This is a genomic window from Mesorhizobium sp. M0800, assembly GCF_040320095.1.
Lineage (GTDB): Bacteria > Pseudomonadota > Alphaproteobacteria > Rhizobiales > Rhizobiaceae > Mesorhizobium.
The window spans coordinates 383,662-397,050 of record NZ_JAMYOZ010000001.1 but is presented as its reverse complement, the minus strand read 5'-3'; the positions used below and the strand labels follow the sequence as shown (position 1 = coordinate 397,050).

Annotated in this window: 11 protein-coding genes; 9 read left to right on the top strand and 2 right to left on the bottom strand. The window is 60.7% G+C overall.

Annotated elements, in window-relative coordinates; all coding sequences use genetic code 11:
• The first annotated feature begins 310 nt into the window (after positions 1 to 310).
• Entirely contained in the window at positions 311 to 1,582 is a 1,272-nt protein-coding gene (locus NKI18_RS01875) for an O-antigen ligase family protein (RefSeq protein WP_352614425.1), read from the top strand.
• Positions 1,583 to 1,707: 125 nt separating this feature from the next.
• Here the strand turns inward: NKI18_RS01875 and NKI18_RS01870 are convergent, their stop codons facing one another.
• Both NKI18_RS01870 and NKI18_RS01865 read right to left on the bottom strand, forming a co-directional pair.
• Entirely contained in the window at positions 1,708 to 2,955 is a 1,248-nt protein-coding gene (locus NKI18_RS01870; protein ID WP_502900646.1) for a polysaccharide biosynthesis/export family protein, read from the bottom strand.
• Positions 2,956 to 3,126: 171 nt separating this feature from the next.
• On the bottom strand, positions 3,127 to 3,804 hold the full coding sequence (locus NKI18_RS01865; protein WP_023676307.1) for a sugar transferase: 678 nt from the start codon (positions 3,802 to 3,804) through the stop codon (positions 3,127 to 3,129).
• A 558-nt stretch (positions 3,805 to 4,362) separates the two neighbouring features.
• Between NKI18_RS01865 and NKI18_RS01860 the strand changes: the two genes are divergently transcribed.
• The 8 genes from NKI18_RS01860 to NKI18_RS01825 all read left to right on the top strand — a co-directional run bounded on the left by NKI18_RS01860 (position 4,363) and on the right by NKI18_RS01825 (position 13,173).
• Positions 4,363 to 4,683 carry an exopolysaccharide production repressor protein gene (locus NKI18_RS01860; protein ID WP_352454700.1) on the top strand — a complete coding sequence of 107 codons (321 nt, stop codon included), beginning with the start codon at positions 4,363 to 4,365 and terminating at the stop codon, positions 4,681 to 4,683.
• Positions 4,684 to 5,138: 455 nt separating this feature from the next.
• The gene (locus NKI18_RS01855; protein ID WP_352614426.1) at positions 5,139 to 6,161 is read left to right on the top strand and encodes a glycosyltransferase family 2 protein; all 1,023 of its coding nucleotides are present in this window, start codon (positions 5,139 to 5,141) and stop codon (positions 6,159 to 6,161) included.
• A 270-nt stretch (positions 6,162 to 6,431) separates the two neighbouring features.
• Positions 6,432 to 6,833 (top strand): hypothetical protein, encoded by a 402-nt coding sequence (locus NKI18_RS01850; RefSeq protein WP_352614427.1) that lies wholly within the window; start codon positions 6,432 to 6,434, stop codon positions 6,831 to 6,833.
• Between the two features lie 128 nt (positions 6,834 to 6,961).
• A complete protein-coding gene (gene exoK / locus NKI18_RS01845; RefSeq protein ID WP_502900640.1) occupies positions 6,962 to 7,828 on the top strand; it encodes an endo-1,3-1,4-beta-glycanase ExoK in 867 nt (288 codons plus the stop codon).
• A gap of 85 nt (positions 7,829 to 7,913) precedes the next feature.
• A complete protein-coding gene (locus NKI18_RS01840) occupies positions 7,914 to 9,245 on the top strand; it encodes a UDP-glucose dehydrogenase family protein (RefSeq protein ID WP_023676312.1) in 1,332 nt (443 codons plus the stop codon).
• A gap of 31 nt (positions 9,246 to 9,276) precedes the next feature.
• Positions 9,277 to 10,356: a glycosyltransferase gene (locus NKI18_RS01835; protein ID WP_352614428.1), complete on the top strand. Its 1,080-nt coding sequence runs from the start codon at positions 9,277 to 9,279 to the stop codon at positions 10,354 to 10,356.
• A gap of 187 nt (positions 10,357 to 10,543) precedes the next feature.
• The gene (locus NKI18_RS01830) at positions 10,544 to 11,713 is read left to right on the top strand and encodes a glycosyltransferase (protein ID WP_352614429.1); all 1,170 of its coding nucleotides are present in this window, start codon (positions 10,544 to 10,546) and stop codon (positions 11,711 to 11,713) included.
• On the top strand, positions 11,710 to 13,173 hold the full coding sequence (locus NKI18_RS01825; RefSeq protein WP_352614430.1) for a lipopolysaccharide biosynthesis protein: 1,464 nt from the start codon (positions 11,710 to 11,712) through the stop codon (positions 13,171 to 13,173). The genes NKI18_RS01830 and NKI18_RS01825 overlap by 4 nt, the downstream gene beginning before the upstream one ends.
• The last annotated feature ends 216 nt before the right edge of the window (positions 13,174 to 13,389 follow it).

Here is a 13,389-nt window from a genome sequence, read left to right as displayed (position 1 = left end):
GGCGGCGAATGTGAAGTCAACGGCGGACAAGTTCAAGCGCGGACTTGCAACCTCAGAACAGCTTATGATGGGCCAGCACCGGTCAATAGTACGGCACTGCCTTCTGGCCAAATCGTCTCGCCCGGTATGGAGAGAACGGCTGGAACGACGCGCCCGGTTGGCATCCGGGTGACAGGCGGCGCCGGATGGGTTATATTGCACTGCACAATGCGAGCGCCTGCAGGCGAGGCTCCCATCGATCCGACGAATCGGCCCACGAGCGGCCCATGAAATCGGCATTGAGCTGCAAGGATGGAAAACCGCTATCGAGATGAAGATTCCAAAATCTCTGTTGATCGATCCGGACAAGAACACGGTCTATGGCAGCTTTGCCGTTGCCGTCTCGATCTGGGCGTTCTCCTACTCGACCATTTTCGGCCAGGCCATGATCCTGGCCTACTATGCAGTCTGGCTGCCGCTCATCCTGGTCGACTACCGCAAGATATTAAGGCACGCTTCCAGCGCCTGGCTTCCGCTGGCCTTTGCAACCTATGTCTGCTTCTCGGTGTTCTGGTCGGCGGCTCCCGGCACCACGGCAAGAACGGCCGTCCAATATTGCTCCCATATCGCCTGCGCCTACATTGCTGCGCGCACCGTCAGCGTCCGGACCTTGACCATAGGCGCCCTGATCGGGATTTTCGTCGTCCTGCTCTACTCGCTCAAGGTCGCGAGCTATTCCTACGACGTTCTCGATGGGACGTATAATTTCGTCGGCGCGTTCAGCTCCAAGAACCAGATCGGCTTTGTCGCATCGCTTGGCATCTATTTCTGCGTTGTCTACCTCGCCTTTCTCAGGCGCGGACGCATAAGCTTTTTGTTGATTGTACCGATCGTCCTTCTGTCGGGCTATCTGCTGGTCGTGTCGCATTCGGCCACTTCGATGGCGTCGACCCCGGCGGTTCTCGCTCTGGTCGCGCTGCTTTCCATGGGCAAGCTGCTTTCGCTCCGCCATCGCCGGGTGATTTTCATAATCGGTGCGGGCGGGCTGGTCGCCTGCACCGTGATTGCGCTGAATCTCGGGCTGATGGACTTTGTCCTTGGCCTTTTCGGCAAGGATTCGACGCTCACCGGACGAACCTACCTCTGGCAACAGGGTTGGAATGCCGCGCAGCAATCGCCCATCCTCGGCGTCGGCTACGCGGCTTATTGGGTGCAGGGCTTCTCCGAGGCCGAGCGGCTGTGGAACGAATTCTATATCGCCGCGCGAAGCGGCTTCCACTTCCACAACACCTACATCGAGACCTTGGTGGAACTCGGCTTCGTCGGCGCGACACTGCTTTCGCTGATCATCCTGCGCACGCTCTGGGGTCACGTCTCGGCGCTGATATTCAGGACATGGCAAGCCGAGTCGGTGATTCTCGCCGGCGTGATGGTGCTTCTGTTCATCCGGTCCTTCGTCGAGGTCGAGACCCTCAATCCCTACATCATGGGATCGTTCCTGCTGTACTACAGCTACTTCAAGCTGGTGAGGGTGCCGGCCGTCGCTCCTTCCCGGTGGAGCGCCGTGAACCATCTCGAGGAACCGGACGCCGTGCGAGGCTAGAGCGGGCGGATCCAGGCGGTTCGTTGCCCGAAGGCCGCCTTGTTTTCTGACCCATAAGATCCCAAACGCAAAAACCCCGCAGACCGCTGCCTGCGGGGTTGGTGCTTTGCTCCGGTGGAAAGAAGCTACTGGATGGCCAGGGGCGCCGGTTTGACCTTGATCACGTCCCCTGGCAGCACCGGCGTGTCTTCATCGGCGGTGATTTCGCTGGTCTTGCCGTCGACCACCCGCACCAGGGAAAATGACAAGGCCGCTGGTTGGTTGTTGCCGTAGAATTGCGGCATGGGGCTGCCCGACAAGGCTTCGGACATCAAGGCCTTTTCCATATTCAGCTTCAGCGTCGCCTCGTTGAGATCGGCTTCCGTCTGTTGCCGGTCGGTCGCGAGGCTGGAGTTCTGGGTGTTCTCGAGATCGATGGCGTCCTGGGTGGCCTTGCTGATCGACTGCTTGGCCGTGAGAATCGCCGTTTCGTAATCCAGGATCTGGCCTTCAAGGTCGGCGATCGTTTGCTGCGAGTTCAAAACCCGCGTGTTGACGACCAGGCCCTTTTGCGCCAGCGAGCCGATGCCGTTGAGCTGCTCTTTCGCCAGATCGACCTGCTTCTGCTGGTTGACGATCTTTTTCTCCAGCGAATCGATCTCGCTTTGCAGCAGTGCCTTCAAATCGTCGAGTGCTTGCAAGCGCAGCTTGAGTTTCTTCTGGTCGGCCGCCAGGATTGCCGTCTCATCGGCAACGATGCTGGGCAGCTTCGGATCGTCGGCCACCTCTTTCGGCACCGCGAATGTCGGCTTGTCCGCTAGTTCCGCTTCGATGCGGGCGCGCTTGACGGTCAGCCTGACCAATTGGTCTTGTAGTACGTCGAAATTGCCTTTGGCATTGATCAGGTCGCGGTCGTAGCGCTGTCCGCTCTCCGGGTTCCGCCGGGCTCCGCCGGCAATGCTCATCGCTTTCAGCACGGACAACCCAGGCACACAAGGATACTGGCCGGGCGATTGCACCTCGCCAGAGATGTAGAATGGCCGGTACTGCGCCATTTCGACGGAAGCCTCCGGCTTGTCGGCCAGAGCGAGCTTGCGCTGCAGCGCCTCACCGAGCGATGCCGCGATCTCCGAAGTCGTCTTGCCGGATGCGGGCATCTCGCCGACGAAAGGAACCGACAAGGTTCCAGCGGGGCCGACCGTGTATTCTCCATTGATGGCCGACCAGTCACGGAACGTGCCTTCGACGGTCTGCCATTCCGCCACGCGGATGGTCAGCTTGTCCTGTGCTCCAAGCCGATAGTCGTCGGCGAAGGCAAACTGTGGCAAGGCTAGCGACAGGGTCAGGCCGGTCGCCATTGTAAGGCAAGTCGTCAAAAGCCGTACTCGCCGCATGCGTCTGGAGAGAATGCCGGTGCAAAAGATATCGATTATATCTGCTTTCAACTGAGCGTTTCCGATCTGGTTTGCCCCGCCCGATGAGCTGCCGATGCCTGAGTTAGGGGCCTGAGTTCCGGGCCCGAATTCTGGACAGTCGCTCCTCGATGCACGGCCAGCAAGCGGCCGTCAGTAGCAGCCTCGCGACATCCAGACCGCAGGTACGGTCTTGATGATGATGCGAATGTCTTCGAACATCGACCAGTTCTCGACATAGTGCCTGTCGAATGCGACGCGGCTGTCATACGAAACATCGTTGCGTCCGCTGACCTGCCAGAGCCCGGTGAGGCCGGGGCGCGATTTCAGGTAATAGACGGCCGAATTGCCATATATCTCCAGCTCATCGCGCACCACGGGACGAGGCCCGACCAGGCTCATATCCCCCTGCAGGATGTTGATGATCTGCGGCAACTCATCGAGGCTGAGCTTCCTCAGCACCGCTCCGACGCGCGTGATCCGCGGGTCGTTCTTCAACTTGCGGGTCGCTATCCATTCGGCGTTGGCCTCCGGATTCGCGGCGAGATAGGCAGCAAGCACCCGCTCGCCGTCTGGAACCATGGTGCGGAACTTGAGGCACGGAAAAATCCGTCCTCCGCGGCCGATTCGGCTGTGACCATAGAAAATCGGCCCGCCATCGGAAAACCTGACAAGCAGCGCTATCATTACGAACAGCGGGCTGAGAGCGACCAGGCCGATCAGCGAACCGACAATATCGAAGCTGCGTTTGAGCAGGCCGCCAATCGGTGGCGGAAAATCGACGCCGGCCTGCGAAAAATCCGCATCGGCCGGCTTGGCTACGTCCCTCATGCGTAAACTCCATACGTTGAACGGATGGTTTACCGCACGATACCAAAAAAATGTTGCAGCGCAACACACAATTTCCCAGACGGCTGTAATAGTCGCGTCATGAACTGACTAAATAATAAACTCGTCCTGCACAAAATTTCCCATTTATGTCGCAAAAGAGACAGATTATGGGCAATTTTGGAAAAGCTAGTCCAATTTTTGGGCTGATTTTAGGCGAATCGCTATTTATACCCTCCTGTGGAGCTTTACCGTCATTTAGAATTTCAAGATAATGACTGATGTTATGATAAAATACTAATCAATATTATAAACCTTACTGGAGCGAGTCGATATCCGGCAATCAGTGGTGATGCCGACGTGTGCGTTGCACCATGGCAGAGTCGATCCCGAGGATTCGTTTAAAATTTATTCCGCAGCTGCCCTTGCCGCCTATTGCGCGGCTCAATAGAGTTGCAAATTGTTTCTGTCGGACTATGGACAGATTGGGCTAGGCCGGAAGCAACCGGCCAGAAGCGGGCAACCTAAATAAGCTCGCAGAGTTTAAGGGAGGTGCTCGGGGTGGGCTTGTCGACATTTTTTCCCGAGCCGGTTGATGGGCTATCGGGTATGTCACTGCCAAAGTTCATTATCGGAATGTGTTTTGCGCTGGCGATCGTGATCGTCTGGTCCTATTTGGGCGGCGCCTCGCTCGGTACGACGCTGTTTCGTGTCATCGGCTGCGCTATAGTCATCCAACTGGGTTATTTTCTGCTGGTCTTTGCCATGGTTGCCAGAAATGCCCCGACCCCGGCCGACAAAATCCGTGACGCTGAACGAAAGCTGAGTTCGAACGAGGCGGCCGAAGGCGAGAAACTCAGCGCCAGGAGAGGCCTTCACTGATTTCGGGCCTGGCCGCGGTCTGCGATGTCCATGTGACCTGTGGTTAAGCTCGCCGGTCCTCTGACGAATTGCTCGCCTCAACAACACCGGCAGTCGGCATTCCTGTTCTTTCAATTCCTTGACACTGCGGGCCTCGACGCGCTCGCTCCGCCCCGCCGCCGTCCGGTCGGCGAGGATCAGCAACTGGTTTCTGCCAGTCGAGCGCTCTGATGGAGCGTGTAGGAACGGCTCTGCCAAGTGGCGCATTTCTGGAGCCATCCCGATTGAGGCTCGCCGCCTGCCCAACCGGGCCATGACACCCAGCAAAATGAAAAACTGGACGGCGCCGATGATTTTGGCGATGCTTGCTTCGCACTTGCAGCATAGGCGTTTGGGCCGATGCATTTCAGAATGGGCGGTGGGGCATTGAGCGGACGGGGCGAGGAAATCCGCAACGACTTCTGCAATCGAGAGGCATGTTCATGACATCATTCCAGGTCTGCGTGATCATCGCCGCCCGCAATGCGGCGCGGACAATCCCGGCTGCCATTGCATCGGCATTACGCGAGCCTGAGGTTGCGGAAGTTGTCGTCGTCGACGACGCGTCCACCGACGATACCGCGAAAGTCGCCCACGCGGCCGGCGACGGCACGGGCCGCCTTTCCGTCATCCGCTTCGACGTCAATCGCGGCCCATCCTTTGCACGCAACGCCGCGATAGCCGGTTCCAGGTCGCCGTTCATCAGCATTCTGGACGCTGATGATTTCTTTTTCGAAGGCAGGTTTCACAGACTGTTCGCCAGCACCGATTGGGATTTCGCCGCGGACAACATCATGCTTGTCAGGGATGACGCGGCAACCGACGTTTCGAAAATCGTTGCTCCACCGTTCTCGCCCGAGCCGGAATTCCTCGATTTCGAGGGTTTCATCGACGCCAACATCTCCAGGCGCCGTGTGCAACGCGGGGAACTGGGCTTCCTCAAGCCAGTGATCAGCCGCGCCTTTCTCGATCGGCATGGGCTGCGCTACGACGAGAAGCTGCGCCTGGGTGAAGACTATGAACTCTATGCGCGCGCGGTTGCCCATGGCGCGCGCTTCAAGGTCATCAAATCCTGTGGCTACGGCGCGATCGTGCGCGCCGATTCGCTGAGCGGACGGCACAAGACCCAGGACCTGAAGCATCTGGCCGATGCCGACCTGGCACTGCTTGCGATCGACAGTTTGCCGGAGGCATCGAAGGCTGCGCTGAGAAGGCACGAGCGGCACATCCGCGACAAATACCGGTTGCGGAAGTTTTTAGACGTGAAGGCTGAGCGTGGGCTGGCGCCGGCCGCGGCCTACGCCTTGGCCGGCTCGTCCAACCTCACAGCCGTCGTCCGCGGCGTTGCCTCCGACAAGCTGGATGCGCTGTTTCGTCGCGCTGGCCTCGCCGCGAAGCGTCAACAAGTGCCGCCGCTGCGCTTCCTCATGGCCGGAACCAGCACGGCCGGCGAAAGCTAGGCCCGTCAACGTGCGACGGCGGTAGCCACTCCCTTACCCTTCTGTCGGCTCGCACCGTTTCAACGAGATTCATGAGTTTACGATCTAGGTGGTTGCCTATCCGCGCAGGGAATGGCAATCTATGTTGCGGTGCAGCAATTTTGAACGGCCAACCGAACTGGCCCAAGACATCCCCCTGTCGGAGGAGCTGGACGATGCAAGAAATGTCTTTTGAATGTGGACGGGCACTAAGGCCGTTCACCAGCTCGACGATGATGGGGCGCTGACTGCATGGCCTCGATCTTTGGCTTCCGATCGAGAGATCCGGCGCGCGACACGCAGACCGACACCTCGCGCCTCGATCGGTTGGCAAAGCTGCTGGACCAGATCTCGGCCGAAGTCGAGGCGGAGAAGAGCGGCCTTGAGAACCGCTACAGGACGACGGCTACCAATGCCGCCTTTCTGGTCGAGGCCATGGAGAACGGAGCGGTCTCCTCTCGCAGGTCTTCCGAAGTCGGCGAACTGACCAGGTCGATCCTGAATTGCGAGCGGCGCATCGCAGCGCTGTCGCGCCAGATGCAGGTGATGAAGGATCTCCGTCATTCGCTGGATGAAATCTTCGAGGAGAAGCGGCAGAACGGTCCCGACATAAGGACCGATTTTGTGAAGCCCGCCGATTCCGGCACAGGCTGAGCGACCCGGGTCGGCGCAATGGTTTTAGGCACAACACGGAGCTTGGGAGCGACAGAGGTCAAGATCAGGTTGTTTCGTCACGGTTCGAACGATCGCTTTGGGGGCGCACAGCACAAGGTGAGTTTGATATGAATACAGATCCTAAAAGCACGTCCGCCCCGGCAACCCGCGGCACCCCGTTCACGCGCCCGATCCCAGGCAAGCTGCAGCGGCTCCGTTCAGACGGCGCGTTTCTGCTGGTCGTTCTCGGCAGCATGGTTGCGGGCCTGGTCCCCGTGCGCGCCCAGGATCTCCCAACCGCGCCGTCCTTTGTCGATGATTTCACCAGCCTCAGTCGCGCGCGCTGGTACATTTCCGACGGCTGGACGAACGGCAAGCATCAGAACTGCACCTGGTCCAAAAGCCTGATCGGGCTTTCCGACGGCATGCTGACGCTCGGTTTCGAGAAGCGCAAGCTGAAGGATCGCGAATTCGCCTGCGCCGAGATCCAGACCAAGCAGCGCTTCGGCTACGGCACTTACGAGGCGCGGATGAAGACCGACACGGGCTCCGGCGTCAACGCGGCATTCTTCAGCTTCGTCGGCGATGCCGACAAGCAGCCGCATGATGAAATCGACTTCGAGGTGCTGACCAAGGACACGTCCAAGGTTCAGGTCAACGCCTACATAGCCGGCAAAGGCAAGAACGAGAAACTGGTCGACGTCGCTGGCGGCACCGACAAGGCCTTCAACGATTACGCCTTCGTCTGGGAAAAGGACCGGCTGCGCTGGTACGTCAACGGCAAGCTTGTCCACGAGATCACCGATCCGGCGAAGCTGCCCACCCATTCGCAAAGGATTTATTTCAGCCTGTGGGGCAGCGATACGATGAAGGGCTGGATGGGGCCGTTCTCGGATCCGGGCCGCAAGCTCACCATGCAGGTGGATCGCGTTGCATTCACCGCACTTGGCCAGCCCTGCCAATTCCCCGAATCGCTGGCATGCAAGACAAACTAGAAGCGCATCTGAACCGGCCGGGCCGAAGGTGGTCGGAAAACCGAAGCTTGAACAGGCCCGAAACCTTGAACAGGAATGAAACCGAATGAATTTGACTGTCTTTGGAATCGGCTATGTCGGTCTTGTACAGGCGGCGGTGCTTGCCGAAGTCGGCCATCAGGTGGTCTGCGTCGACATCGATGCAAAAAAGGTCGAGCGGCTCAACCAGGGTCATGTCCCGATCTTCGAGCCTGGGCTCGAAAGCATGGTCAAGGAGAACCATGCCGCCGGCCGCATCAAGTTCACCACCGACGCCGCCGCGGCGATCAAGCATGGCCAGATCCAGATGATCGCCGTCGGCACGCCGCCGGGCGAGGATGGTTCGGCCGACCTCAAATATGTGCTGGCCGTCGCCGAGGCCATCGGTCGTGAGATGGACGAGCCCAAGATCGTCGTCGGCAAGTCGACCGTGCCCGTCGGCACCTGCGAAAGGATAAAGGCCAGGATCGCCGCAACGCTGAAGGCGCGCGGGCGCGAGGATCTGGCTTTCGACGTCGCCTCCAATCCGGAATTCCTCAAGGAAGGGTCCGCTGTGAGCGACTGCATGAAGCCCGACCGGATCATCGTCGGCACCAGCAACGAGGACACCGAGGCGGTGATGCGCGAGCTCTACGCGCCGTTCAACCGCAACCACGAAAAGATGATCGTGATGGATGTGCGCAGTGCCGAGTTCACCAAATACGCGGCCAATTGCATGCTGGCGACCAAGATCAGCTTCATGAATGAAATGGCCAACCTGGCCGAGCAACTGGGCGCCGACATCGAGGAGGTCCGCAAGGGCATCGGCAGCGACCCGCGGATCGGCTACCACTTCATCTATCCGGGCCTCGGCTATGGCGGCTCGTGCTTCCCGAAGGATGTGCGTGCCCTGATCAAGACCGCCGAGGCCGTCAAGTTCGACGCCAAGCTGCTGCGTGCCGTCGAGGAGCGCAACAACCAGCAGAAGTCGGTCCTGTTCGAGAAGGTGGACCGCTATTTCAAGGGCAATCTCAAAGGCAAGACATTTGCGCTGTGGGGCTTGGCCTTCAAACCCAATACCGACGACATGCGCGAGGCCCCGGCCCGCACGCTGATGGAAGCGCTCTGGGCCGCCGGTGCCAATGTGCAGGCCTATGATCCGGAGGCGATGCAGGAATGCCAGGCGATCTACGGGCTGCGCGACGACCTGCAACTGTGCGGCACCAAGGAGGCCGCGCTGCGAGGCGCCGATGCGCTCTTGATCGTGACCGAGTGGAAAAGCTTCAGCGCGCCGTCTTTCGATGCGCTGAAGAACGCGCTGACCACGCCCGTCATCTTCGACGGACGCAATCTTTACGACCCCAAGGTCATCGCCCGCCACGGCATCGAATACCACAGCATCGGCAGAATGGCGGCGTGACGCTAGGGCGGTCCAGCAAGGAGCCAGGTCCATGAAAATTCTGTTTGCGGGCGGCAACGGCTACACGCCGCAGTTCAGCGGTGGCGTTCAGTCGAGCACGCATCATCTGGTCGAGCAGCTGCGCGAGCACGGTCATGACGCCTCGGTTCTGGCGGCGCTGTTCGGTGACGGCATGTTCGGCTTCAAGGCGCGCGCCAAGATGAAGCTGCTTCGCCAGCGAGCGGTCATCGACAGCTATCCCGGCTATCCGGTCGTGCGGGCATGGTTTCCCTGGGAGGCGGCGCGCTTCGCGGTCGAACGGCTCGATCCCGATGTCGCCGTCGTGCAGTGCCACAAATCGGTGCCGATCGGAAAGGCGCTGCAGGCGCTCGGCGTGCCGCTGGTGGTCTATCTGCGGAACGTCGAATTCCACGAACTGGCCGGCGACCTGCGCGAATTGCGTTCGGCGCTTTATATCGCCAACTCCGAATTCACTGCGCGCACCTATAAGGAAAGGTTCGGCATCGATTCGACCGTGATCCCGCCGACCATCAATCCCGGGCTCTACAGCACGCCGACCACCGGTGAATTCGTCACGCTGATCAATCCTTACAATGAAAAAGGGTTCGAACTCGCCGTGCGCATCGCCGGCCAATGCCCCGAAATTCCGTTCCTGTTCGTCGAAAGCTGGAAGCTCGACGACGACCACCGGGCGCAGATCGAACGGATCATCGCGCCGCTGCGCAACGTCAGGCTGGAAAGCCGCACCAGCGACATGAAGACCGTCTATGGCCGCACCAAGATCCTGCTGGCGCCCAGCAAATGGGAAGAAGCTTGGGGGCGGGTGGCATCCGAGGCCCATTGCAGCGGCATTCCAGTCGTCGGGTCCCGTCGCGGCGGCCTGCCGGAAGCGATTGGCGCCGGCGGCGTGGTGCTCGACTATGACGCACCGCTCGACGACTGGGTCGCCGCGGTCAGGCGACTATGGAGCGACAAGGCCGAGTACGATCGGCTGTCGGCGGCGGCGCAGCTGTTTTCGGAGCGGCCGCAAATGAACCCCGACAGCCAGTTCGCGACCTTCCTCCGCGTTCTCGACAACGCCAGGCAAGGCGCGCTGGAGCGTGCCGCCTGATGCATTTCGTCCAAAACCATGCACGTTGCCCAAAAGCCGGCTCTCGCGCCTGACCGGGGTGGGAACTGCCCTGGGACAACGACACGCACAACACCAGACGCTTGAGGCGCCTCGCACGGTAGCGACGGGCGTCAGCCCTCATCCGCGCGAGCAGATCGCCGACCGGCCTCGAAAGATCGTCCATCCGATGAAGATTTGCTTCGTAGTTGATAAGTTCCCCTCTTTGTCGGAGACCTTCGTCCTCGACCAGATAGAAGGGTGCCTCGAGCGCGGCATGCAAGTCGGCGTCGTCTGCAACGAGACGTCCTTCGGCAAGGACAGCAACATCGACGATCGCCGCTGGCAGGCTCTCCCTGGCAAGGTCGTCTGCTGGTGGGGCGGGCTGGGGCGCTTTCGCCCGACGCTCAGAAAATGGTCGGGCAGGTTCTGGGATAAGCTCTCGACCGCTGTCGACATCGCTTTTGCGCGCAAATTGCAGAACGCCGATGTGATCGTCGCGCATTTCGGCAATAACGGCATGCGCGTCGCCCGCGCCATGAAACGAGGCCGGATTTCCGCTCCTTTGGTGACCATATTCCACGGCCGCGATGTCGGCGAACCGCTGCATGACAACACGCTCACGCGCTACAAGGTTGTCTTCGACAAGGGCGTTCTCCAGCTCCCGGTGAACGCGTTTTTCCGCGATGCCCTGATCGGCGTCGGAGCACCCCCGGCGCAAGTCATGGTTCACCATATGGGCGTGCGGCCCGGTGAGATCGGCTACCATTGGCGTTCCTGGGACCGGGACACGCTGTCCTTCATCTCGGTCTGCCGGCTGACCGAAAAGAAGGGCATCGAATTCGCCCTTCGCGCGCTCGCCAGCCTGCCGCGGCGCGACTGGGTCTATTCGGTGATTGGCGGCGGCGAATTGCTGGAAGAGTTGAAGAAGCTCGCCGCAAATCTCGGCGTTGCCGACCGGGTGACTTTCCTCGGGCCGCGTCCGCACGCCGAGGTCAAGCAGCGCCTGCGCAATGCCCACGTATTCCTGCTGCCTAGCGTTGCCGCGCGAGACGGCGATCTCGAGGGTATTCCGGTGGCGCTGATGGAGGCTATGGCCGCCGGGCTGATCGTCGTCAGCACCTATCACTCGGGCATTCCCGAACTGATCGAGGATCAGGAGACAGGCTTCCTCGCACCGGAGCGAGACGTTGCGGCGTTGGCCCGCAAGCTTGTCTGGGTGGCCGAGAACCCGGACAAATGCGAGCGCATCGCACGTGCGGCGCGCCGCAAGATCGAGCAGGATTTCAACGCGGACGTACTCAACGAACGTTTTGCGCAGATCGTTGCTCAACTGGCCGAAGCCAGGCAGCCGGCATGAACGCCAACCCGCCCCCCCAGTTCGGTCGCGTCGCCCTGCGCGGCGGCATGGTGACGATCGGCGCGCAAGGCTTCAAGATGGCGATCCAGTTTCTCTCGGTCATCGTGCTTGCCCGTCTGCTCGTGCCCGAGGATTTCGGCTTGGTGGCTTCCGTCGGGCCGATCGTGGCCTTTGTCGGGCTGCTTCAAAATCTTGGCCTGCAACAGGCTGTGGTCCAGCGCAAGGATATCAGCACCGAGCAGCTCAACCAGGTATTCTGGATCAGTGCGCTGGTGGGGATGGGCAGTGCCGTGGTGGTTGCATGCCTGGCGCCCGCCATCGCTGCCTTCTATGGCGATCAACGCATGGTGGGGATCACCATCGGCTCTGCCTTGCCGCTGCTGCTTGGCAGCCTCGCCGCGGTGCCGCTGGCGCTGATGAACCGTCACTTGCGCTTTGGCCAGCTCGCGCTGAACGACGTGATAACCGCTGCTGCCGGACTTGCGACTACCGCAATCGCCGCCTATGCGGGGCTGGGCTACTGGTCGCTGGTCATCGGCCCTGCGGTATCGGCTGTTGTCGCGCTGGCCGCGGCATGGCAGGTGGCGCGCTGGACGCCGTCGCGGCCGGACCTGAAGGTCGATACCGACATATTGTCCTTCGGCGCCAATCTGACCGGCTTCAATCTGGCCAACTTCTTCTCGCGCAATCTCGACAACATCCTGATCGGAAAATATTCGGGCGCGATCGAGCTCGGCTATTATGACCGCGCCTACAAGCTCCTGCTGTTTCCGCTGCAGAACATCAACCAGCCGCTGACACGCGTGATGGTGCCGCTGCTGAGCCGCATCCATGAGGACAAGGCGCGGTTTCGCGACATCTATGTGCGAACCAATTGGATGCTGGCGGCCATCACTATGCCCGGCATCGCGGCGCTGACGCTGACGTCGGACCAGGTCGTCGGGCTTCTCTTCGGCGAGCGCTGGACAGCGGTGGCGCCGATCTTCGCCTGGCTGGGCATCGCCAGCCTGATCCAGTCCGTCTCGAGCACCACCGGCTGGATCTTCATCTGCCAGGGCAAGACCAAGACCATGTTCCACTGGGGCATCTACTCGTCGCTGACGACGGTCGCCGCCTTCATCATCGGCCTGCACTGGGGCGCCGTCGGTGTCGCGGCGGCCTATGCGATCAGCGGCTATGTGCTGCGCGTCCCGGTGCTTGCCGTTCTTGTCCACCGGGTCGGCCCGGTGACCGCAGCCGACTTCCTGGTCATGCAGGGACTTTTCATCACGTCGTCGCTGCTTGCCTGGTCCGTGTACCGCGAGTTGCCGGCATCGCTGACCGGCCAGTCAGACCTGCTCGCGGTGGTCCTGGCGGTTGCCCTCAATTATTCGATCGGCCTGGTCCTCATGCTTGCCCTTCGCCAGTCGCGCAGCGCCCTGTTCACCACGCTTTCCAGCGCCATGCGCAACGCCCGCTAGGCCGGCAATCACCGGCCTCAAAAGCTCACCTGCCGACATCGCCGACGCATGCTCCTCAAGCACTGCCTGAAGGCTCGTCCTGCGATAGAGGTCGAGATTGGCGGTAAGTCTGCCGAGCTTCTCGCTCGCTTCCTCGGGCGTCACCGTGTCGATGTCGAGCAGCAGGTCGGCGACGCCGATCCGCTTGGCAAGTTCCTTGGTCTTGAATTCATAGGC